Origin of the sequence: Thalassospira sp. GO-4 (assembly GCF_023588965.1) — a bacterium.
In the GTDB taxonomy this organism is placed as follows: Bacteria; Pseudomonadota; Alphaproteobacteria; order Rhodospirillales; family Thalassospiraceae; genus Thalassospira; species Thalassospira povalilytica.
In genome coordinates this window covers 486,307-507,612 of sequence record NZ_CP097807.1, presented here as the reverse complement: position 1 = coordinate 507,612, position 21,306 = coordinate 486,307, and the positions used below count along the sequence as shown (strand labels likewise).

22 protein-coding genes are annotated in these 21,306 nt (G+C 55.3%); 7 read left to right on the top strand and 15 right to left on the bottom strand.

Annotation, left to right across the window (positions count from 1 at the left end; genetic code table 11):
• Positions 1–23 precede the first annotated feature (23 nt).
• The 3 genes from M9H61_RS02470 to M9H61_RS02460 form a co-directional block, all read right to left on the bottom strand.
• The gene (locus tag M9H61_RS02470; protein WP_250283178.1) at positions 24–923 is read right to left on the bottom strand and encodes a DMT family transporter; all 900 of its coding nucleotides are present in this window, start codon (positions 921–923) and stop codon (positions 24–26) included.
• A 159-nt stretch (positions 924–1,082) separates the two neighbouring features.
• The gene (locus M9H61_RS02465; protein ID WP_250283176.1) at positions 1,083–1,919 is read right to left on the bottom strand and encodes an ABC transporter substrate-binding protein; all 837 of its coding nucleotides are present in this window, start codon (positions 1,917–1,919) and stop codon (positions 1,083–1,085) included.
• A 191-nt stretch (positions 1,920–2,110) separates the two neighbouring features.
• Positions 2,111–2,638: a gamma carbonic anhydrase family protein gene (locus M9H61_RS02460; RefSeq protein WP_068519250.1), complete on the bottom strand. Its 528-nt coding sequence runs from the start codon at positions 2,636–2,638 to the stop codon at positions 2,111–2,113.
• Positions 2,639–2,841: 203 nt separating this feature from the next.
• On the opposite strand from M9H61_RS02460, the gene M9H61_RS02455 reads away from it, so the two are divergent.
• The gene (locus M9H61_RS02455) at positions 2,842–3,675 is read left to right on the top strand and encodes an ABC transporter substrate-binding protein (protein WP_250283173.1); all 834 of its coding nucleotides are present in this window, start codon (positions 2,842–2,844) and stop codon (positions 3,673–3,675) included.
• 56 nt (positions 3,676–3,731) lie between these two features.
• On the opposite strand, the gene M9H61_RS02450 is transcribed toward M9H61_RS02455, so the two are convergent.
• The gene (locus M9H61_RS02450; protein ID WP_371922223.1) at positions 3,732–4,628 is read right to left on the bottom strand and encodes a DMT family transporter; all 897 of its coding nucleotides are present in this window, start codon (positions 4,626–4,628) and stop codon (positions 3,732–3,734) included.
• A gap of 121 nt (positions 4,629–4,749) precedes the next feature.
• Here M9H61_RS02450 and M9H61_RS02445 point away from each other — a divergent pair, with 121 nt between their 5' ends.
• Complete coding sequence (locus tag M9H61_RS02445; protein WP_250285009.1) at positions 4,750–6,141, top strand: PLP-dependent aminotransferase family protein; 1,392 nt, start codon at positions 4,750–4,752, stop codon at positions 6,139–6,141.
• A 73-nt stretch (positions 6,142–6,214) separates the two neighbouring features.
• Here M9H61_RS02445 and argC read toward each other — a convergent pair whose 3' ends face one another.
• The 3 genes from argC to M9H61_RS02430 form a co-directional block, all read right to left on the bottom strand.
• Entirely contained in the window at positions 6,215–7,273 is a 1,059-nt protein-coding gene (gene argC / locus M9H61_RS02440; protein WP_250283172.1) for an N-acetyl-gamma-glutamyl-phosphate reductase, read from the bottom strand.
• A gap of 188 nt (positions 7,274–7,461) precedes the next feature.
• Positions 7,462–8,784 carry a hypothetical protein gene (locus M9H61_RS02435; RefSeq protein ID WP_250283168.1) on the bottom strand — a complete coding sequence of 441 codons (1,323 nt, stop codon included), beginning with the start codon at positions 8,782–8,784 and terminating at the stop codon, positions 7,462–7,464.
• A 61-nt stretch (positions 8,785–8,845) separates the two neighbouring features.
• Positions 8,846–9,727: a GNAT family N-acetyltransferase gene (locus tag M9H61_RS02430; RefSeq protein ID WP_250283166.1), complete on the bottom strand. Its 882-nt coding sequence runs from the start codon at positions 9,725–9,727 to the stop codon at positions 8,846–8,848.
• Between the two features lie 382 nt (positions 9,728–10,109).
• On the opposite strand from M9H61_RS02430, the gene M9H61_RS02425 reads away from it, so the two are divergent.
• Positions 10,110–11,273, top strand: coding sequence for an alpha-hydroxy acid oxidase (locus M9H61_RS02425; RefSeq protein ID WP_101246005.1), 1,164 nt, complete (start codon positions 10,110–10,112; stop codon positions 11,271–11,273).
• A gap of 206 nt (positions 11,274–11,479) precedes the next feature.
• On the opposite strand, the gene rpsI is transcribed toward M9H61_RS02425, so the two are convergent.
• The 5 genes from rpsI to M9H61_RS02400 form a co-directional block, all read right to left on the bottom strand.
• Positions 11,480–11,971, bottom strand: coding sequence for a 30S ribosomal protein S9 (gene rpsI, locus M9H61_RS02420; protein WP_101246004.1), 492 nt, complete (start codon positions 11,969–11,971; stop codon positions 11,480–11,482).
• Positions 11,968–12,435: a 50S ribosomal protein L13 gene (rplM, locus tag M9H61_RS02415; protein ID WP_008890948.1), complete on the bottom strand. Its 468-nt coding sequence runs from the start codon at positions 12,433–12,435 to the stop codon at positions 11,968–11,970. The genes rpsI and rplM overlap by 4 nt, the downstream gene beginning before the upstream one ends.
• 155 nt (positions 12,436–12,590) lie before the next feature.
• Entirely contained in the window at positions 12,591–13,031 is a 441-nt protein-coding gene (locus M9H61_RS02410; protein ID WP_068519241.1) for a PaaI family thioesterase, read from the bottom strand.
• Between the two features lie 269 nt (positions 13,032–13,300).
• Entirely contained in the window at positions 13,301–13,588 is a 288-nt protein-coding gene (locus M9H61_RS02405; protein WP_250283164.1) for a hypothetical protein, read from the bottom strand.
• A gap of 353 nt (positions 13,589–13,941) precedes the next feature.
• Entirely contained in the window at positions 13,942–14,853 is a 912-nt protein-coding gene (locus M9H61_RS02400) for a hypothetical protein (protein ID WP_250283160.1), read from the bottom strand.
• Positions 14,854–15,016: 163 nt separating this feature from the next.
• Between M9H61_RS02400 and M9H61_RS02395 the strand changes: the two genes are divergently transcribed.
• Both M9H61_RS02395 and M9H61_RS02390 read left to right on the top strand, forming a co-directional pair.
• Positions 15,017–15,811, top strand: coding sequence for an enoyl-CoA hydratase (locus M9H61_RS02395; RefSeq protein WP_114112544.1), 795 nt, complete (start codon positions 15,017–15,019; stop codon positions 15,809–15,811).
• Between the two features lie 158 nt (positions 15,812–15,969).
• Positions 15,970–16,605 carry a LysE family translocator gene (locus M9H61_RS02390; protein ID WP_114112545.1) on the top strand — a complete coding sequence of 212 codons (636 nt, stop codon included), beginning with the start codon at positions 15,970–15,972 and terminating at the stop codon, positions 16,603–16,605.
• Here the strand turns inward: M9H61_RS02390 and M9H61_RS02385 are convergent.
• On the bottom strand, positions 16,577–17,455 hold the full coding sequence (locus M9H61_RS02385) for a sulfite oxidase heme-binding subunit YedZ (RefSeq protein WP_250283158.1): 879 nt from the start codon (positions 17,453–17,455) through the stop codon (positions 16,577–16,579). The genes M9H61_RS02390 and M9H61_RS02385 overlap by 29 nt on opposite strands.
• A gap of 237 nt (positions 17,456–17,692) precedes the next feature.
• Here M9H61_RS02385 and M9H61_RS02380 point away from each other — a divergent pair, with 237 nt between their 5' ends.
• Positions 17,693–18,115, top strand: coding sequence for a CoA-binding protein (locus M9H61_RS02380; protein ID WP_101245999.1), 423 nt, complete (start codon positions 17,693–17,695; stop codon positions 18,113–18,115).
• Between the two features lie 95 nt (positions 18,116–18,210).
• Here the strand turns inward: M9H61_RS02380 and M9H61_RS02375 are convergent, their stop codons facing one another.
• Positions 18,211–18,855, bottom strand: coding sequence for a hypothetical protein (locus M9H61_RS02375; RefSeq protein WP_068519234.1), 645 nt, complete (start codon positions 18,853–18,855; stop codon positions 18,211–18,213).
• 173 nt (positions 18,856–19,028) lie between these two features.
• Positions 19,029–19,931: an OmpA family protein gene (locus M9H61_RS02370; RefSeq protein ID WP_101245998.1), complete on the bottom strand. Its 903-nt coding sequence runs from the start codon at positions 19,929–19,931 to the stop codon at positions 19,029–19,031.
• Between the two features lie 225 nt (positions 19,932–20,156).
• Between M9H61_RS02370 and M9H61_RS02365 the strand changes: the two genes are divergently transcribed.
• Positions 20,157–21,143, top strand: a complete 987-nt coding sequence (locus M9H61_RS02365; protein WP_068519232.1) for a mechanosensitive ion channel family protein — start codon at positions 20,157–20,159, stop codon at positions 21,141–21,143.
• Positions 21,144–21,306: the final 163 nt, after the last annotated feature.

Here is a 21,306-nt window from a genome sequence, read left to right as displayed (position 1 = left end):
CAATCCGGTGTGAGACGGATCGGTCAGATCGCCACAGACGGGCGGCGGCGCATCATTGGCAACAACTGAACCCCGATAATCGCCGCCAGAATCACACCACAACCGGCATATTCCGCCGGTGCCAAACGTTCACCAAGGAACCATGCCCCGGCAATTGCCGCAAAGACCGCCTCGGCACTCATGATGATCGCGGCATCCGATGCCTCGGTATAATTCTGGGCCACGGCCTGAAGGGTAAAGGCAATCCCGGCTGACATGATCCCGGCATACAGGATTTCAAACCCGGCATTATAGATATCGGCTAAGCTGAAGGTTTCGGTCACCGCCCCCATCGCCATGCCAAGAATGCCGGTGATAAAGAACTGGGTCGCGGCAACAAGGGCCGGTGCATTGGTGCGCGTTACCATCACCCCGATCATCACCACCTGAACCGCCCAGAAAAGCGCACTGCCCATCACCCAGAAATCACCGGTACCAAGCCCCGAAAGATCCCCGCCACTTAAAAGGTAGGTGCCATAAACACACATCGCCCCGCCCGGCCAGACGGACCAGTGCGGTCGATTGCGAAACACCACATAGGCCAGAACCGGTACTGCGGGCACATAAAATGCCGTCAGGAAGGCCGCATTGGTAACCGTGGTGCCCATGATGCCGATCTGCTGGAAGATGCTGGCAAGATACATCGAAATCCCCGTGGCAATCATGCCAAGGATATCAACCCGGTCAAGCCGACGGCCCGCACGGTCAAGTTTGCGCAACTCGCGCAAGGCAAAGGGTAATACGGCCAGTGTCCCCAGCAAAAAACGCACGCCCGTAAAATATTGCGGGCCGATATTTTCCATGCTGGTGTGCTGAACAACAAAGGTCGTGCCCCAGATCAGGGCAACGAAAACAATAACGGCATTTGCCTGCCAACGTGTCATATTCCCGGTCCATTTCCTGTGCCCGGGCGTGGTGGCGCGCGGCAGGTTGTCTGTTAAATCCGAATGTCCTGACTTGCTAAACCAAGTCCGGCTCCTTCGCAATACAGATCAATCCAACCGCGCAGTTACGAGCATCACAAACCTGTCGGTCGAAATCAATTAATTGGTGCTAACACTTTGATTTCCAAACAGGCGCTGATATCCATCAGTGGTGATTTCGCGCTCAATCGCTTCTGACAGTTTTTGCGCAAGTTCCGGGGCAATGGTCTTGGCCGAGAACATCAAACGCACCGGCTCCTTGGCCAGGATAAACGGATGTTCTTCAACACCACCGGTAAATCCAAGCTCGTCTGCCTGCGCAACATAGGCCGCCGGAATACCAAGCAACAGATCAACCCGGCGCGCCATCAAAAGCTGCATGCCATGCGGGGCCATCGATACATCCATGATGAACGGGGCATTTTCCACCTTCGCGCTGAAGGCTTTGAAATCTTCGCCGCGATAGGCCCCGCGCACATGCCCGATCACAAGGTTTTGGCGCGCAATATCATCAAGACGTTCAATCTGAATACGTCTTGCATCGCCTTTGCGAACGGTAAATCCGATGACATCATTGCGGTATGGCACGGAAAACAATCCATATTCTGCCCTTTCCGCAGTAAAGGATGCCGATGGCAGAATATCGATATCGCCATGTTCAATGGCATAAAGCGACCGTTTCCAGGGCATGAAGACAAACCGGGCATCACATCCCGTTTCACGTAAGATCCGGGTAATGAACTGGTTATCAATGCCCGTTGCCATGCCGTTCACATCTTTCATGCTGAACGGGCTATAGGTTTCCGATGCCCGGATCACCAATGGCCGCGAACATTCCGTAATTGGTTCCGCGACACTTGCCTGCATGCCGCCCAACAAGGACACAAGCAACATCGCGATGCCAGGCATCAAATGGCGAACCGCCATATCTTCCCACGCCTCTTCACGTCGCAGCATGTCCCGTTTGTTTTGTTATCGGACATGCCTTCATTTTTGATTATTGCGAACGCTTCCCCTTTTTCGCACTTGAAGGCCATGATGCAAAAAAATATTGCGCAGTCCAAGCGTCTTCACCCGGACTACGCAGAAACCCCCAGATATATCCAGACAGACATATCCGGGCAGATATTGCTGAAAATTCCCGTACCCTATTTCAGATCTTCGGGGATCGATTTGACATATTCCTGTGCCAGATCGGCATAGCGATCGGCAGACACCTTGAAGAATTCGATTTCTTCCTGTGTCAGGTCGCGCACCTTGCGCGCAGGCACACCGGCCCAAAGTTCGCCTGCCGGAATGCGTTTGCCCGGTGCGAGCAATGCATTGGCCCCCAGCATGCCGCCCTGCTCGATCACGCAACCATCCATCACGGTCGCCCCCATCCCGACAAAGCTTCGATCCTCAAGCGTGCAGGCATGAATAATCGCCGCATGCCCGATGGTCACGTCATCCCCGATATAGGTCCCGAACTTGCCCTTGGCGACATGCACCATGGTCAGATCCTGGATATTGGTGCGCGATCCGATACGGATTTCGTGAACATCCCCGCGAATGACACAGCCAAACCAGATGCCTGTCTCTGCACCGATTTCGACATCACCGATGATGGTCGCATTCGGGGCAATAAAGGCTGTTTCATCAATGGTGGGCTTTACCCCGCGATAGGACAAACGCATGGTCACATGACCTTTCGTAACTGGTGTTCACATCTCTCGAACCAACCGCAAGCAGGATACTTCCGGTACAGCATCACTTGATTTGAGAGTTTAAATTCTAACATGGATAGAAGGAAACCCCGTCGTAACAAATCTTGCTCATGATCGCATCAATCGCCCGCTCAAAAATAGCCCGGCCTGCCGCACCGCCTTTGGCGCGTGGCATGTCTGTGGCTGCGCTGTGCCTTGGGCTTTTGGTTGGCGGGGCATTATCATCTGGTGTTGCGCACGCCCATGAACGGCAATCCCAGCATACAGATAGCGGCTTGCTGATTGCGGCATTTTCGGTTTGGGAACCGTTCGTGATCGAAGATGAAGACGGTTCACGTCATGGCATTGACGTTGCCCTTCTGGCTGCGATTGCCAACCGGCTTGGCTTGCAGCTTGATCTGCATCCCTGCCCCTGGCGGCGTTGCCTTAAAAATCTTGAAGACGGGGATATCGACGTTCTGACAAGCTTTGCCTATACCGAAGAACGCGCGCAATTCGCCCACTATATCAAGCCGCCCTATAGTCAGGTCACCCCGGTCTTTTACATCAATCGCGAAAACCCGGTCCTGATCGAGGAATATAACGACCTTCGCAATCTGACGGTCGGCGCGGTTGTTGATTCGCGCTATTTCGAACCGTTTGACAGCGACACGACCCTCGACAAATTCGAAGCCGGCAGCGAAACCATTTTGCTGCGCATGCTGACCGCCAACCGGCTTGATGCAATTGTCGGCTCGGACTCCAACGCCGACTTTGAAATCCGCCGCAACCATCTCGAAGACACCATCATCAAGGCGCCGTTTCGATCAGGCCATAACAATGACATCCATTTGGCGGTTTCGCGCAAATCCCCGCTGATGTCACGCACCGATCAAATCGCCGAGATCATGCAGGACCTGCTTGATGAAGGCTTTGTCGCCAGTTTGCACAAACTCTATTGGCCAGACAAAAGCCCCGAAGACACTCCGCAATCGGCCAAATCAGACAGCCCCCAACCCAATCAGTAGGCCCCGGCCCGCAACCGGAATGCGGCGTGCTGTCCTGACATTGCGATCCGTTTCCGTCAGGCAAACCGTCGCGCACCCGCCACACATAAAACAACCGCAACCGTCACCCCGATCATCGCCGGGTTGACCGGTTCGGCCAAAATCAGTGCCGCCAATATCAAGCCCATAAAGGGCTGCAAAAGCTGTAATTGGCCGACCGTCGCAATCCCACCCAAAGCCAGACCGCGATACCAGAAGAAAAACCCGATCAGCATACTAAAGAGCGACACATAGCCAAGCCCAAGCCAGGCAGGAATTCCAATCGCCCCCATCTGTTCGGGTAACGTCACCGCGCACAAAACCGCCATTGGCACCACCGAAATCACCAGCGCCCAGCAAATAACCTGCCAGCCACCAAGCTGTCGCGACAGCTTGCCACCTTCGGCATAGCCAAGCCCGCAAACGATAATTGCTCCCAGCATATAAAGATCACCCGAAAACGCGCCCGCTTCGCTACCTGTTGCGGCAAATCCGGCCACCAGCGCGCTCCCTATAATGGAGAAAAGCCAGAAAACGGCGCGTGGTCTTTCACCACCGCGCAAAAACCCGAAAATCGCAGTTGCCAATGGCAAAAGCCCGATAAAGACAATCGATCGAGCCGAGCTGATATGTTCAAGCGCCAGTGCCGTCAAAAGCGGAAAGCCGACAACCACACCCCCGGCAACCACCAACAACGATACCCATTGCGACCGTATCGGGCGCACCGGCCTTGAAACCATCAGGATCAAAACCGCAATAATCCCGGCAATTGCCGCGCGTGCAACCGTAACAAAGACCGGATCAAAATCCATGACCGCCAACCGCGTTGCCGGTAACGACCCGCTGAAGATCACCACCCCCATCAAGCCACTGAACCAGCCCGCACGCGTTCGGGAAACCGATTGCGCTATTACCTGTGTCACAAGATCCTCCATCTGAATGATGGCGATATCTTTGTCTTGTCTTGGTCGCACTTGCCAGACACAATACAGTACAAAACTATCAAACTGTACTGGATACAAGGGCAATACAGTGACCGTTCAATCCCAACCATACATGTCTGAAATCGTGCAGGATGGCACGCTTGTTTCACAGGTAATGGCATCCATTCGCGACCGGATTTCGGCGCGCAATCTTCTTGCCGGGGACAAGCTGCCCTCTATCCGGTCCTGTGCGCGTCAGATGGGTGTTTCCAATTCAACCGTGGTCGAGGCCTACGACCGTCTGGTCGCCGACGGCACCATTCAGTCGCGCCGCGGTTCGGGGTTTTACGTTTCGGGACACACCGCCCCGCTTTCGATCGCGCGGATCGGCCCCAAACTTGACCGGGCAGTTGATCCGTTCTGGGTATCGCGACAATCGCTTGATGCCAGACCTGACATGCTCAAACCCGGCTGCGGCTGGTTGCCCGCGGACTGGATGCCCGAAACATCGATCCGGCGCGCCTTGCGTACCCTTGCACGGGCTTCTGACGATGTTCTGGTTGAATATGGCACGCCGCTTGGACTTGCGCCCTTGCGGCAATTGCTGTCCCGACGGTTGGCCGGGTATGGCATCGTGACCGACCCCGATCAGATTTTACTGACGGAATCCGGCACCCAGGCAATCGACATGTTGTGCCGCTTTCTGATTGAACCGGGTGACACGGTTCTGGTTGATGATCCGTGCTATTTCAATTTTTGTGCACTGTTGCGTGCCCATCGCGCCAATATCATAAGTGTCCCCTTCACCCCGACGGGGCCTGATATTGATACCTTTGCCCGTGTGGTTTCCGACCATAAACCGCGCCTTTATATCACCAACTCCGGCATTCATAATCCGACCGGCGCGTCCCTGTCCCCGCAAACTGCGCACCGGATTTTGACCATTGCCGACCAGCACGACCTGATCATCATCGAAGATGACATTTTCGCGGATTTCGAAACCACACCCGCGCCACGTCTGGCCGCCCTTGGCGGCATGGATCGGGTCATTCATATCGGCAGCTTTTCAAAAACCCTGTCGGCATCCCTGCGCTGTGGCTATATCGCCAGTCGCAGTGACTGGATTGACCAACTGATCGACCTTAAGGTCGCAACCGGATTTTCCGGCAGCAACCTTGCCCCCGAACTGATCCATCTGGTCTTGAAGGACGGCACCTATCGCAAGCATATGGATGGATTGCGCACCCGGCTGTCGCACGCTATGACCAGCACCGCAAAACAACTGGCATCCCTTGGCATTCGCCCGGTAATTACACCCGATGCGGGGATATTCCTGTGGTGCGCTTTGCCCGACGGGATCGATGCCGCACAAACGGCACGTAATGCCCTTGCCGATGGTGTGGTTCTGGCACCGGGCAACGTGTTCAGCATTTCGCAATCGGCTGGCAATCTGATGCGCTTTAACGTCGCGCAATGTCAGAACCCCGAAATATTCAAGGTGCTTGAACGCGCCATGCGGCCATAACCGCCCAAAGCAAAAAGGCGCACCCGAATTGATGCGCCTTTTGCAATTTCAAAGCTCGCTGGCCAGCCGTCGCTTACGGGAACAGCGGCTCGATCTCAAGACCCATGGTTTCCGGAAGACCGAGCATCACGTTCATGTTCTGCACGGCCTGCCCCGATGCGCCTTTGACCAAGTTGTCTTCGACCGCGACAATAATCACACGGCCCGGCACACGGTCCCTGACGACCCCCATCAGGACATAATTCGAACCACGCACATGGCGGGTTTGCGGCGTGACACCGAACGGCAGAACACGGACAAACGGCTCGTCGGCATAACGCTTTTCAAGGGCGGCCTGAATGTCTTCGACCGTGGTGCCATCGGTCATTTTGACATAGATGGATTCAAGGATACCGCGGCTCATCGGCATCAGGTGCGGTGAAAAGTTGACCACAACATCCTGACCCGATGCCCATGCCAGGCCCTGCTCGATTTCCGGGGCATGGCGATGCCCGCCGGTGCCATAGGCATGAATGCCTTCGGTCACCTCGGCATAAAGCGTGCCTTCCTTTGGCGAACGACCGGCACCGGTCACACCGGATTTGGCATCAATGATGATGTCATCGGCATGCACCATCTTGCCTTCAAGAAGCGGCGTCAATGCCAATTGCACCGGGGTCGGATAGCACCCCGGATTGGCAACCACACGGGCCTTTTTGATCTTGTCGCGGTGCAGTTCGGTCAGGCCATAGACCACTTCTTTCTGCAAATCCTGTGCGGCATGTTCCGCGCCATACCATTCCTTGTAGGTCGCCGGATCAAACAGACGGAAATCAGCCGAAAGATCGACCACCTTCACATGTTCCGGAAGACCGGCAATGACTTCCTGTGTCGTGCCATGGGGCAATGCACAGAAAATCATATCCACAGTCGACCAGTCTGCTTCGGCAATCGAAATCATGGTCGGCAATTTGATATGGGCAAGATGCGGGAAAACTTCCCCGAACGGACGGCCGGCGCGTCGGTCTGCGGTCAACAGGGTAATTTCCGCGGCATCGTGATGCGCAAGAATGCGAACCAGCTCTGCCCCGGTATAGCCACTGGCACCGAGAATTCCGACTTTGACCTTCTGGTCAACCGACACGTCACTCATTTAAATCTTGCTCCTAAAGCCATGCCTGCAAATGCGCAGGTATTGATAACGTGCGGATGTTGGCAAACAAGCCCATCAGATGCAAGCAATTAGGCGACAAATATCCCTGAGAAACCGCAATATTCCCATGCAGTTTTGACATGAGGGTTTGACATTAGGGGTTTTGACTTGAGGGGGTTGGCCCTGCCCTATTTCTTGCGCGCCCGACGCACTGTTGACGGACAGGCGCGTTTATCCTGCGGCAAAACGGTATAGAATTTCTCGATCTTCTCGTACCCGGTGGGTGCTGCGACCGGATAATCGGTGACAAAGCGCTGATCGGAAAGGCCAAAGTCACTGGCCTTCAATCCGGATCGTTGCAACCACATCCGTCGATGGGCGTCCGAAACAACCACCTCGGGATCATCGACCAAAAAGATCGCATCACGGGCCAGTCGGTCATTATATTTGTGATGGCTCGGAAGCCAGGCGGCAAGCTGTTTGCGCAGATTTCCGGGGCTTGGCAAATTGCGCGTGCGGGTCACAAACCTGGTCATCTGATCGACAAGCTTGCTGATATCACCGGGCGGCACCGACCCATGGGTTGCACGGTCGATGAAAAAGGCCAGATCAATCTCGGTCGGATCGCGCTTTATCACCGGTTTTATTGATTTATATAACTTGAAAAATCGCGCTATTTTCCCGCCATCGGCATTGGCCGCATCATAAACCCGATGATAGGCCGCCTGCACTTCGGGCCGCGCCCCATAGGCGGCAAAACGCCGGGTAAAATCGGCCCGCTCACGATCATTGACCCAGATCGCACATAACACATCAAACGCCGCATCATTATTGCCAAGCGCCAGTCTGTGCATATCTTCGGTAAAGGGACCAAACACATCGCGCAACAAGCCGGGATTGGCCCGTTCGGCGGCAAACAGGATCTGCTGGATTTCGGCCCCGGCCCCGGCAGTTGCCCCGCGCGGCCCCCAGGTCAGATAGGCGCGCGGATCATTGGTAAAGCAGTATGGATCCCCTTCAAGAAACCGCTTGCCGCTGCGCGGATTGGGCGACTGACAAAAATTGAACTGGATGACGTCGTAATCCGTGCCTTCCAGTGCGAATGTCAGGTGATTGGCCCGTTCGATCGCGTCCGGCGGCGCTATTTGCGACGGCATCAAAAGCCGCCACAGCCCGGTGGTAATCGCCCCGTAACTCTCCGCCCCGACCGCGGCACGCACCGCCGAATTCAGACACGGTTGCAGATCAATGATCGCCTGTCGGGTCTTTACCCCGACAATCCCGTCCGCCTTGCCATAGCTGCTGGCAGGCTTTCCCGCACAATTGGCAGCCTGGGCAAACAACCGCTGCTGAAACGTCGCCACCGACCCGTACCGGCCAAGTGTCAAAGCACGGTTTTCAAACCGGTATAACACCTGCGCCAGGTCCTGGGCCTGTGCCCTGTTCTGGACCGACAACAAAATCAAAACACCTGCCAGCAACATGATCGTCGCTGGCAGGAAGGTTTTCAAGATTGCACAAGATGTCAGCCCGCGTTTCAGAGCAAACCTCAATCCGGTTAAATGAAAGCTTTTACGCCGCCAGCTTAGCCGGGCTTTTAAGAAGCGCCAAGCGGTAGCGCCCGATTTTCTCAAATCCAAGTGCCTCATAGGCCTTTGCCGCAGCTTCGCTGTCTGTGGACAGGATGGCGCGGGTTACCCCGCGTGCCCGTGCGGCCAGAAGTGTTTTGGCAACCAGTATCCGGGCATAGCCGTTTGACCGGAATTCAGGTGGTGTCCAGACCGGGCCGACCTGTACCATGTCGGGCAGTTGGGCGTTAAAGCCCGAAAGGCTTACCGCCTTTCCTTCAACAATCAATGCCCACAGATTGCGCGCATCAAGGGACTGCACCAGGCGCGATGCGACCTTGCTGTCAAGAACCGGGGTGTCTTCGGCCCCCAATGCCTCGATCTCATAGGCCCGCAGCCAGCTTAGCAACGTGCTGCGTTCAACCTTTTCGGCATCAACCATTTGAAAGTCATCCGCCCGCGCATTGACCGGCACCACCAGATTGGCAAGATCCAGCCCATACAGAATATCCGATGCATTGATCGCAAATTCACTGCCCGCAAGGCCAAGCTGGCCCAGCATATCCGCCGCCTGATCGGCCTCGCCGAACACCCCGGCTACGGGCCGCAACGGATCGGCAAGAAAGGCTTCGGTCAGTTGGGTCGGGACCGTTTGGTTATCCGCTGCCTGGACAAAGACATTGCCATTGCCGAACTGTGCAATGATGGCCCGGATCGCACCATCATTTGCCACAGCACCGAACCAGCTTCCAGAAAGCGGATGACGGCGTCGCTCGATACCGGCAGTTCGCAGGTTCCCGCGCAGGATCATGCTGGTCGCAGCATGGTCGGCAAGAAATGCGTTTGCGGCGTCAAGATCGGCGTCGTGCAGCTTTCTGTACTGCATATCGGAGGTCCCTTTCTTTGGGGGTTAACTGGGATTTTCAGGATTTCGAATTGGCATAAAAAAAGACCGCTCTATTAGCGGCCCTTCACAAACAGCAAGGATGTCCAACAGAGTTTCAAAAAGCTATGTTTTGAAAATTCGTCGCATGTTCCCAACCATTTTGTGATCCTTTGCAAATCGGAAATTATCGTTCCTGAACTTGTTCTTATCACAAACTTCGCAATTTCCGACCCTTCTTTTTAAAATTCTTTTCCCGTGATCGCATCGCGCTGTTTCCGGCATGCGGAAATGGTCAGTAAGGAGCTGTTTTTCAATTCGGTTTGCGATAACTTGGGAAAGTGGTATTACCATTACCAAGCGCACCTTATTCGGAGTTGAACTCATGCCAGTGATTACCTGCGTCGATGACCTTAAACGTATCTATAAACGGCGCACCCCGCGCATGTTTTACGATTACGCAGAATCCGGAAGCTGGACCGAGCAGACATTCCGCGAAAACACCACCGATTTTCAGGATATCCACCTGCGTCAGCGCGTCGCAATCGACATGTCGGGCCGCACCACCAAAAGCCAGATGATCGGTCAGGACGTCTCCATGCCGGTCGCCCTTGCCCCTGTCGGACTGACCGGAATGCAGTGTGCCGATGGCGAAATCAAGGCCGCCCGTGCGGCCGAAAAGTTCGGCGTGCCCTATACCTTGTCGACCATGTCGATCTGTTCGATCGAGGATGTGGCCGAAAACACATCCAAGCCGTTCTGGTTGCAGGTTTATACGCTCAAAGATGATGACTTCATGCAGCGCCTGTTTGACCGGGCCAAGGCCGCAAAATGTTCGGCCGCCGTCATCACGGTCGATCTTCAGATGCTGGGACAGCGTCACAAGGATTTGAAAAACGGCCTGTCTGCTCCGCCCAAGCTGACCATCAAATCGGTCGCCGACATGATGACCAAGGTCCAGTGGGGTCTTGGCATGCTTGGCACCAAACGCCGTTTCTTTGGCAACATTGTCGGTCACGCCAAGGGCGTTGCCGATCCATCGTCGCTTGGTGACTGGACCGCCCAGGCATTTGATGATTCCCTTGATTGGGATCGTATTCGCGAATTCCGCAAAATGTGGGATGGCCCGCTGATCATCAAGGGGATCATTGACCCGCGTGACGCGGTCGAAGCCCTGAATGTCGGCGCCGACGCCATTATCGTTTCAAACCATGGCGGGCGTCAGCTTGACGGGGCGCTGTCTTCGATCCGCGCCTTGCCGCAAATCATGGATGCGGTCGGCGACAAGATCGAGGTTCACCTTGATAGTGGTATCCGTTCCGGTCAGGACGTGCTCAAGGCATTGGCCCTTGGCGCAAAAGGCACCTATATCGGGCGCGCCTATGTTTATGGCCTGGGGGCCATGGGCGAAGCAGGCGTCACCAAGGCGCTTGAACTGATCCATAAGGAACTTGAAGTTTCGATGGCATTCTGTGGTCACACCGACATCAACACGGTTGATCGAGACATCCTGATGGTCCCGCGCGATTTCTCGGACCGCTGGCAGTAACGCACAAGATTGTTGGGGCACGTGCCAAGCACCCCCGCCATCCACCAATAAGAAAACGGCGCCTTTCCTTGGAAAGAGCGCCGTTTTCTTTTTTGTGCCGGTTCTGGAGAGCCAATCGCATCGGCACCCTGTCCCGCAAAAGAAAAAGCGCCACTCGAAAGTGACGCTTTTCCAATACTGTATCGTACCAGATGTCTGGAAACGTATTAACGTTTCGAGAACTGGAAGCTACGACGTGCTTTGGCGCGACCGTATTTTTTACGTTCGACTGCACGCGAGTCACGGGTAAGGAACCCGCCAGCTTTGAGCGAACCACGCAGTGCCGGCTCGAACAGGGTCAGCGCACGGGAGATACCGTGACGAACCGCACCTGCCTGACCAGACAGACCGCCACCCGATACGGTGCAAACGACGTCGAACTGATCTTTACGATCGGTTACGCCGAACGGCTGGTTGATGACCATGCGCAGAACCGGACGTGCGAAGTAGTCTTCGAACTCGCGGCCATTGACGGTGACTTTACCCGAGCCCGGCTTGATCCAGACACGTGCAATTGCGTTTTTACGACGACCGGTTGCATAGGAACGGCCCTGTGCGTCGATCTTCGGTTCCGGCAGGGTGCCTTCAGCAGCAGCTGCGGTTTCGCCGCCCTGTGCCAGATCCTTGAGATCTTCAAGAGTTTTGGTGTCGGCCATTATTTGCCACTCCGCTTGTTCTTTTCGTTCATAGCCGCAACGTCGAGGACTTCCGGCTTCTGAGCTTCATGCGGGTGCTCGGTACCAGCATAGACGTGCAGTTTGGAAAGAACCTGGCTGCGCAGCGGACCACGGGACATCATACGCTCAACAGCTTTGATGATCACACGTTCCGGGTGCTCACCATTCAGGAGCTTGTCCATGGTGCGTTCTTTGATGCCGCCCGGGTAACCGGTGTGCCAGTAGAACTTCTTGTTCTGAAGTTTACGGCCGGTCAGTTTGACTTTTTCGGCATTGACGATGACGATGTGATCGCCACAGTCCATGTGCGGGGTAAACATAGCTTTGTGTTTACCACGAAGACGGTTGGCAACAACAGCAGCAAGGCGGCCAAGGACGACGTCTTCAGCGTCGACCACGAACCATTTGCGCTCGATGTCGCTCGGTGTCGCAGTGAAGGTTTTCATTATTTCAATACTCGAAAACTGGGTTTCACGGAGGGAATCTTCCCTCGTTGAAAGTCGGCGCATTATGCCAGCATTCAACAGGAAAACAACAGGAATATTTCATTGTAAATCAATGAGTTACGTAAAGAGGTATTATTTTACCACACGATTTCGCGCTATTTTTCCGCCGGCGGCATGGCATATGTCCCGATCACATGCGCACAAAGACTGTTATCAACGGCTGATCGAATATGGCATTCCGCAATCAAAAGCCGCCTGCCCGCCTTAAGGATCCTGGCCTCGGCAATCAGGTCGCCCGGCTTCGCCCCCGACAGGAAATGTACCGTCGCCTCGGTCGTTACAGCCAGATCCGCCTTGGGCACCACAAGCCAGGCCACCGCATAAAGCGCAATATCGGCCAGGGCAAAAATCGCCGGACCCGTTACCACATTGCCAGGCCGCAAATAGCGTTCCCTGAACGGCAACCGCAGGACCGCCGTGTCATTTTCAAGACTTTCCGTGATAACGCCCATATCGCCGACAAACGGCACCTTTTCGCGCATGATGGCATCAAAATCGGCCGGGGTGATCCCGGTGCGGGCGTGCGAATTGTTCATGACAGCAGACCTCCCCAGATTGCCTGTTTTGCTTTGGCATTATTGATCCAGATCGACAGCCTGACATAACGTTTACGTTAACGTCAATATTTTACGGTTTCTGCATCCCTTCCCCACCATTGGATGCGGACTGTTTGCCGTGGTCGATTTTGTCACGGTGTGTTTGTCGCCATCTGTTTATTGACGTCCCTGGATCAGGCAACAATGGCGCGCCCGCAGCAAAGCCGGTTCACACCCGGCCATATCACGGTACAGGTACGGGTTCACGATTACCGCAAAACGATCGATGCCAGATCGGTAAATGTGGCCAGAACCACACCCCCGATAACAATGGCGACAATCGCCGTCGCACCGATATGCGGCAATTTGCGTCGCATCCATTCACCCGGTGACATCGGCGGTTGCGAGGCTGCTTTATGTTTGAACCTTGCCCGGACGGGCCCGCGCGACAAATCCACAACAGGTTTGTCGACCTCATCATTGGATGCCCAATGATGGCGGTTTTCCGGAAGATAGACAGGGCGGCGGTCTTCCTGACCGGTTTCGTCACGCATCATGGCGATTTCACAGCGTCACTCGCTGCCTCCTGCAACAAGGGTATGTCGAAAATTCCGGTCATTTTCATGCTGCGATGCTGTGCATCACGAAAATGACGGCCCCCTCATTGATGGTCTGTCGCGTCTGTCCCGATGCTTTGCCTTTTCAAAGGCTGACGGTGATCCGGATGCTGTCCCCAAACAGCATACCACCGGCCGATCCCCGATTTTCAGGTGTATGGATTTGTTATCCGCAACCGGCCTGCCTGCACAAAACCTGTGGGGCAAACCGATGGGCAAAACCAGTGGGCCGGAACCGTCTGATTATCCTGATACTTATATGGGGATTACGGCAACAGTTCGACAATAGCCGACTATTTCCCCAAAATTGCCGAAAATTCGCTTACCGTCAAAACCAGCACATAGCCAATGGCAACCGCTGCAATCATATAGGCCGCAGCACGTGGCAGAAACTTGTCCCAGGTGATGGGGTCGCGTGCCTTGCGTTTTGACCGCGCGGCTTTTGCCTTGGCCTTTTCCTGTTTTTCAAGGATTTCCAGGCGCTTGCGGTCCATCTCGCCGCGCGCGGCCCAGTTGGCCGTGTTATCAGGCAAATCAATGCGTGACTGCCGGACTTCCTTTTCCTTGAAGTCATCAACACGTCCCTGAATGTCGTTGCCCGATGATGCGTCACCATCGTCTGACTGTCGCACCCGATCAAGCAATGTCGCCCCGCCATTCAGGCTGTCGACATATTCGTCATATGCCGTCTTTTCTTCGGCGAATGCAGCGGCCTGGGCGGCTTCGTGGCTGGCCTGGGCGGCCGGGTTTCCATGTAATGCTGCGGCACCGGATGCGGCGTTCTGCACATGAACATGGCGGCTGGGCTTGGGCCGTGTCGCATTTTGTGCGCGCTCGGCACTGGCGGCACTGGCTGCGGCGATTTGTTTGTCGCTGACCATCGGGGATGGCTTAGGCCCCAGCATCGCGGGCGGACGGGTTTCCGTGACCTCGACCGTTTCGAGATCGGGGGTTTCGCTGTCATCATCGATGATTTTGGGCTTGGGCATCAAAAAGGGCGGGATGTCAAAACCGTTGCGAAGCAACCGCGCACGCGCTTCGGCGCGATACCGTTCAAGATCGCGCTCCATTACGTCCTTGCGATCAAACCGTTTGATCGGCGTTTCCCGGACAGGCTTTTGCGACTTTATCGTTTCCTGCCATTTACGCGCTGAAACAAACCGGTTCGGCGCCCGACCAGGACGCCGCGTTTGACTGTCACTCATCCACAACCATGCGTTTTTCACCGTTCGGCTTATTCTTCAAACATCGAATATCCCGATGCTTGTAAACGGTTTTATTGATGACCCGATGCGTGCAATTCTACTACGATCACAAGTAGAAGAAAATCAAAAACGATGCCACGCACACGCATCAAGGAGGAACTCCATGACCACCGCCACCCCGTCATCCCCGCTGGTGACCCGCCATGATCACGACGGTTATGTCACCCTTGTCCTGTCCAACCCCGCCCGGCGCAACGCCCTGTCAGCGGCAATGATGTCCGCCCTTCAGGATGCCTTTGACGACATTGCCCAAAGCCCCGATATCCGGTGCGTTATTCTTGCCGCCGATGGGCCGGTCTTTTGTGCCGGTCACGACCTTAAGGAAATGGGTGGCATCACCGACTGTGATCAGCATGCCAGCCTGTTTGCCCAGTGCAGTCGCCTGATGATGCGGATCGTCACCCTGCCCCAGCCGGTCATTGCCCGTGTCCGCGGCATGGCAACTGCGGCTGGCTGTCAGTTGGTGGCAAGCTGCGATCTTGCCGTTGCCGCCCGTTCGGCCAAATTTGCCACCCCCGGGGTCAATATTGGCCTGTTCTGTTCGACCCCGATGGTCGCACTGAGCCGCAATATCGCGCGCAAGCACGCCATGCGCATGCTGCTGACCGGCGATCCTGTGCCGGCCGACACCGCCTTTGCGATGGGGTTGGTATCGGACGTGGTTGATGATGATGATCTTGAAACGGCAACAGATGACCTTGCCGCGGGCATTGCCGCAAGATCCGGCATGACCGTGCGCCTTGGCAAACAGGCATTTTACAAACAGATCGAAATGCCCCTGCCCGATGCATATGCCTATGCATCCGATGTCATGACCGCCAACATGCAAAAACACGACGCCCGCGAAGGCATCGGCGCCTTCGTTGAAAAGCGCCACCCGACATGGCGTCATGAATGACCGCCTGATTACGGATTGAAGGGTTGCATTCGCATCTGAACTCTGCGTTTGCTCATATATCTGCTGCCATCGCGGTTCTGCCCGGGTGCCCGGTCGGGTTTGCCCGGCATTGGTCCTGCGATGGTGGCGGCCTGTCACGCCCTGATGGAGTAACTCCGATGCCGTTTGAAATGTGGCTTGCCTTTGTCGTTGCCTGCACCGTCATTCTGATCATTCCCGGCCCGACCATCATGCTGGTGGTCAGCTACGCCTTGAGCAAAGGACGGCAAACCGCCTGGGCGACTGTTCCCGGCGTTGCCCTGGGCGATCTGACTGCAATGACCATTTCGCTGGCCGGGGCCGGTGCGCTTCTTGCCACCTCGGCCGAGGCCTTTACCATCCTGAAATTCTGCGGCGCTGCCTATCTGGTCTATCTGGGCATCAAGATGTGGCGCGATAATCCCGGCGCGTTGCAGGACAACCCGGATGCCAAACGCAACCGCCCGTCGCGCATGTTCCTTCAGGCCTATGTGGTCACCGCCCTTAATCCCAAGGGCATCGTGTTCTTCATTGCCTTTGTGCCGCAATTCATCACGGCCGGAAGCCCGGTTTTGCCGCAATTCGTCGTCATGACCGCAACCTTTGTCATTCTGGCTGCGATCAATGTCGCGATCTGGGCGGTGATGGCCGCCGCCCTGCGTGAACGGTTCCGCCATCCTGATGCCATGCGTCGTCTAACCCGGGTTGGCGGCGGGGTGATGATTGGTGCGGGCTTGCTGACTGCCCTTACCCGCCGCGCGAGTGCTGCGGTCTAGAACCGGCACCGATCAGCGCCGATAACATCGCCCGTCCCGCGCCATCGCGGCCAAACGGGTAAATCACCACCATCACAAGACCGGCCAGCAACACATTCCATGCCGGGCGCAATGGCCACATCCATTCAAGATTGGCCGCCACCACGCGCCCGGCCGGAATACCGGTCGCCAACGCGTACCAGCCATATTCAATCCCCGCTGTCGCAAGGCCTGCGATCACTGCAATCACAACAAGCGTCACGGCCGACCGCAATGACCAGCCCCGCCAATGTGCAAACCGATACAGCATCAGGGCCACAAACAAACCGGCCATCAGGGTGGCTTCGCTGACATCGACCTTGGACTGCATAAAGAAATGCAGCGCCCCCAGAACCGCAATCGGATAAACCAGCTTATGCAGTCGCGCCCATTTCGCACCAAGCCGGCGCATTGCCGCCTTGGTCGAGGTCGCGGCAAGGATCGCAAGCCCGATCAGGGCGACAAACCCGATCGTCAGATAAATCCGAAGGACGATCTCGCTTGCGATCCGCCCAAGATCAAGGTTCTGACTGATGGCATAAAGCCCAAGATGAACCACCCCGTAACAAAAGGCCGCAACACCAACCTGGCGGCGCACCTGCACCAGCTTTGAAAATCGGGTAATCCGGCGCAATGGCGTAATCAAAAGCGATATCAAAAGGATCCTGATCGTCCAGTCGCCACTTTGCAGGATGGCTTCCTTGACCGGGATCCTCGCCCCGCCCTGTGCAATCACCGGCCACAGCAAAGCCACACCGGGCACAAGCAGCGCGACAAAGACCACCAGTTTGAAAAAGGAAAACCGTCCGGACGGATCAAGCCATGGATACATGCAGTCAAGCCTATGGTGTTGTAGCGCACGCAAGCGCGCGCCAAATTCAAACACGGCATCCCGGCAAAGCCGGAAACTGCCTTAACCTACTCAAAGCGCATTTGATGTGCCGCGTCATTTAAACTCGCCATCAACTTTCCGCGAGCCCGCCATTCAACCCGTGACCCGCGCCAAACAGTTGCACAGGATCGCCGATCATATAACTATCAACCAAGAACAATTGATGGATTGAACAAAATGCCCCAGTTCGAAAACCCGGATGATGCCGCCCTTAAATCGCTTCTGGAAACGACCAGAACAATCGCCCTTGTCGGCGCCAGTCCCAAGCCTGATCGCCCGTCAAACCGGGTGATGAAATTCCTGCTTGATCGCGGATATCACGTGATCCCGGTCAATCCCGGTCAGGCAGGCGGGGAAATTCACGGTCAGACGGTGGTCGCCACCCTTGCCGACATTTCCGAACCGGTCGATATGGTCGATATCTTCCGCAATAGTGACGATGCCGCCGGTGTCGTGGATGAAGCCATCGCAATCAAGGCCAAGTCGGTCTGGATGCAGCTTGGCGTGCTGAACCCCGATGCGGCGTCCAGGGCAATCGATCATGGCATGGTTGCCGTGATGAACCGTTGCCCGGCCATCGAAATTCCCCGGCTGTTCTGATCGGGTGATTTTGCGAAATTTGCGATGGCGAGTCGCCAAAATAAAAAGGCACCGGAACCCGGTGCCTTTTGCCATTCAGTCAGACAAATGCACGATCAGCCGCGACCGCATTTTGCCATCAGTTCGGGCATCAGGCCCTGATTGCCGATAAAGACCGGCTGTACGGCACTGGTCACGCTATAGGTCGTGGTCTGTTCGTCAACGATCTGGTCATAAAGCCCCGATGTTTCGAGAACCAGCGACACCACCCCGTCCGACTTGATCCGCAATGCGGCAAAGCCGTTGGCATATTCTGTGCGGGCGCATTCACGGCCAAGGATCGTGTCAAAACGTTCCACCAGCGCGTAACGCGGATTTTCCGACAGATGATCCCGGCTGGCAACAGTGCCGGGGACGACATTGGGTTTGGGGATATATTTGCTGAACCGGGCTTGTGACTGGACGATATAGCCATCCGGGAAATAGACCGCGACATCTTCGGAAAGAAGGATGCGGTCACCAACAACCTGACCCGATCGCAACAGCGCCTTGATTCGTTTCCCCGGAATTTCCCCGGAAAACGCATTAAAGCGCAGCAACTTTCCGTCCCCCCGCTGATCAGCATAAAACTTTTCAAAAGGTACGATTGGGGTTTTATCCGCTGCCATCGCAGCCGGTGTAATTGCCGCTGACGCAATCGCCAGTGCAAGTGTCACGCCCCCCGAGCGTCGCGAAAAGACCGCCGCAATGGCCTTTAGCATATGTCCCCGCCTCTCACTGATACGTGTCGGAATACTTCGCTGAGATTATGCAGATTAATCCGAATTTCAACTGTAATTCCTGCGAAATTCTTCGGCACAGGTAAAAGCACATATAAAAACAACGAGGTGGCATAATGCCACCTCGTTGCCAAAGATTTGGTAAATGTCGAAGCTTAGTCGACAGAAATCGTCACACGACGGTTACGCGGCTCACGAACACCATCCGGAGTCGGGATGAGAAGTTCGCCTTCACCAACCGCGTCGCTCTCGATCATGTCAGCTTTGATACCACGACCGGTCAGCTGCGACAGAGCAGCCTGCGCACGACGTTCGGACAGTTTCAGGTTATAGGCTGCCGAACCCGATGCATCGGCGTGACCGACGATCGCAACATTACCCATCGAAGTTGCCCACTGTTCGGCCGCTGCATCAAGAACGCGCTCCGAAACCGGGGTAATTGCAACGCTGTCGAAATCGAAGAAGATCGTGAACAGACGTGCTTCTTTCGCAGCAACCGGTGCCGCAGCAGCCGGTGCCGGCTCTACCGCACGAAGTTCTGCCATCGCAGCTTCGAAGTCTTTCCAGCACTGGCTGATCAGCTCGGTCTGCCAGCCTTCTTCACTTTCCTCGATCCAGCAATCGAAACGGGCCTGTGCAATTGCTGCTGTGTCAGGCTTTTCTTCGCGCTTGCCATCATCAAGCAAACCGATCAGCTCGTCACGAACTGCACGTTTCTGTGCAATTTCTTCAGCCGAGAAACGCCAGTTTGCCGGATCTTCCGGAAGAATGGTTTCGTTGCTTGCTACTTTTCCGGCCTTTTTCGCAAAGAAATCGGCATCAAAGAAGTCGTACCACTCGTCGGCTTCACGCTGTGCATAAGCGATATACTCGGCTTTCAGCGCCTTGCCGAATGCGGTCGTCGGCTCGGTGCCAGAGATCGCAGATGATACAGAATTGCTGTATGTCAGCGGGTTACCGCCATACATAACCGCAGTCCCGGAATTGTCTACGCTGCTACACGCACTCAGAAGCGCAACGCCACCAAGAGCACAAAGAATAGTCGGACGAATCTGCATGTCTTACCCCTGTCTTAAGGTTGTTATTCAGCAAATACTTTATCACCAAAGATGGTGAGATTATGTCTCAAAACGACCGAAAACGCGATTTGTTCCATACGTGTAAAAAGAATTGTGTTTTGCTACACACTTTTCAAGAACACATAAACCTGTAATTCTTATTGTGTCATACTGATGTATGAGTAGCAAATAATACAACCATGACACTGAGCGCACGAGGATGAAATGATTGAAACCGATGTATCCAAGATCACACTGATGCTAAAGCAGTTCGCACTCGGCTTTGGCATGGATCTTTTAGGCGCAATTGTCATTCTAGCCGTTGGCTGGTGGCTTGCCGGACGCGCCTCGGCACTGGTACGCCACTCGCTTAAAAATGCAAAATTTGTCGATGCGACTCTCAAGCCGCTGGCAGCAAGCATTGTGCGTTATGCAATCCTGGTATTCGTCCTCGTCGCGGTTCTTTCGAACTTTGGTGTGGAAACAACCAGCATCATTGCTGTCCTCGGTGCTGCCGGTCTGGCAATCGGTCTTGCACTGCAAGGCACGCTGTCAAACATCGCTGCCGGTGTCATGATCCTGATCCTGCGTCCGCTCAAGATTGACGAATTCGTCGAAGCCGGTTCGATTTCCGGTACCGTCGTTGAAATCACCCTGTTCACCACCCTGCTCAAGACGCCGGACGGTGTTTTCATTTCTGCCCCGAACTCGCAGATCTGGAACAGCGCGATCAAAAACTATTCGCGCAACCCGACCCGTCGTCTCGATATCAAGGTCGGCATTGCCTATGACGATGATGTTGATGCGGCACTTGATTTCCTGAAAAACCTGGTGGCATCCGATCCGCGCGTTCTCAAGGACCCGGAACCGATGAGCTTCGTCGCGACCCTTGGCGAGAGCTCGGTCGATCTGACCGCACGCGGCTGGGTGGCAACGTCCGAATTCTGGCCGACCTTCTTTGATCTGACACGCAAATCGAAAACCGAACTGGAAGCTGCCGGCTTCTCGATTCCGTTCCCGCAACGTGACCTGCACATCATCGAATCTTCGGAAACCGCAAGCACCGCGACCAAAACAGCAGCCAAACCGGCTGCAAAGGCACCGGCCAAGAAACCGGCCACCCGTTCGCGTTCAACCGCTGCAAAATCGACCACCAAAACCACGGCGGCCAAAACCACCGCTGCGAAAAAGGCACCCGAAAGCAAAAGCTGACCGGTTCCTGATCCTTGATCACATGAAAGAGGCCCCGATAACGGGCCTCTTTTTTTATGGCAATTTTCAAGGCCGGGGCCGATGCACCGCCCGTTGCCTAGAACACTGGTTACAGAGCACAAGGCACAGGCACAGGCACAGGCACAGGCACAGGCACAGGCAC

What these genes read in the sequence shown, in the direction of transcription:
- M9H61_RS02470 (WP_250283178.1), bottom strand. Translation starts at nt 923, where the DNA reads ATGACACGTTGGCAGGCAAATGCCGTTATTGTTTTCGTTGCCCTGATC.
- M9H61_RS02465 (WP_250283176.1), bottom strand. Translation starts at nt 1,919, where the DNA reads ATGCTGCGACGTGAAGAGGCGTGGGAAGATATGGCGGTTCGCCATTTG.
- M9H61_RS02460 (WP_068519250.1), bottom strand. Translation starts at nt 2,638, where the DNA reads ATGCGTTTGTCCTATCGCGGGGTAAAGCCCACCATTGATGAAACAGCC.
- M9H61_RS02455 (WP_250283173.1), top strand. Translation starts at nt 2,842, where the DNA reads ATGTCTGTGGCTGCGCTGTGCCTTGGGCTTTTGGTTGGCGGGGCATTA.
- M9H61_RS02450 (WP_371922223.1), bottom strand. Translation starts at nt 4,628, where the DNA reads ATGGAGGATCTTGTGACACAGGTAATAGCGCAATCGGTTTCCCGAACG.
- M9H61_RS02445 (WP_250285009.1), top strand. Translation starts at nt 4,750, where the DNA reads ATGTCTGAAATCGTGCAGGATGGCACGCTTGTTTCACAGGTAATGGCA.
- argC (WP_250283172.1), bottom strand. Translation starts at nt 7,273, where the DNA reads ATGAGTGACGTGTCGGTTGACCAGAAGGTCAAAGTCGGAATTCTCGGT.
- M9H61_RS02430 (WP_250283166.1), bottom strand. Translation starts at nt 9,727, where the DNA reads ATGCAGTACAGAAAGCTGCACGACGCCGATCTTGACGCCGCAAACGCA.
- M9H61_RS02425 (WP_101246005.1), top strand. Translation starts at nt 10,110, where the DNA reads ATGCCAGTGATTACCTGCGTCGATGACCTTAAACGTATCTATAAACGG.
- rplM (WP_008890948.1), bottom strand. Translation starts at nt 12,435, where the DNA reads ATGAAAACCTTCACTGCGACACCGAGCGACATCGAGCGCAAATGGTTC.
- M9H61_RS02410 (WP_068519241.1), bottom strand. Translation starts at nt 13,031, where the DNA reads ATGAACAATTCGCACGCCCGCACCGGGATCACCCCGGCCGATTTTGAT.
- M9H61_RS02405 (WP_250283164.1), bottom strand. Translation starts at nt 13,588, where the DNA reads ATGATGCGTGACGAAACCGGTCAGGAAGACCGCCGCCCTGTCTATCTT.
- M9H61_RS02400 (WP_250283160.1), bottom strand. Translation starts at nt 14,853, where the DNA reads ATGAGTGACAGTCAAACGCGGCGTCCTGGTCGGGCGCCGAACCGGTTT.
- M9H61_RS02395 (WP_114112544.1), top strand. Translation starts at nt 15,017, where the DNA reads ATGACCACCGCCACCCCGTCATCCCCGCTGGTGACCCGCCATGATCAC.
- M9H61_RS02390 (WP_114112545.1), top strand. Translation starts at nt 15,970, where the DNA reads ATGCCGTTTGAAATGTGGCTTGCCTTTGTCGTTGCCTGCACCGTCATT.
- M9H61_RS02385 (WP_250283158.1), bottom strand. Translation starts at nt 17,455, where the DNA reads ATGTATCCATGGCTTGATCCGTCCGGACGGTTTTCCTTTTTCAAACTG.
- M9H61_RS02380 (WP_101245999.1), top strand. Translation starts at nt 17,693, where the DNA reads ATGCCCCAGTTCGAAAACCCGGATGATGCCGCCCTTAAATCGCTTCTG.
- M9H61_RS02375 (WP_068519234.1), bottom strand. Translation starts at nt 18,855, where the DNA reads ATGCTAAAGGCCATTGCGGCGGTCTTTTCGCGACGCTCGGGGGGCGTG.
- M9H61_RS02370 (WP_101245998.1), bottom strand. Translation starts at nt 19,931, where the DNA reads ATGCAGATTCGTCCGACTATTCTTTGTGCTCTTGGTGGCGTTGCGCTT.
- M9H61_RS02365 (WP_068519232.1), top strand. Translation starts at nt 20,157, where the DNA reads ATGATTGAAACCGATGTATCCAAGATCACACTGATGCTAAAGCAGTTC.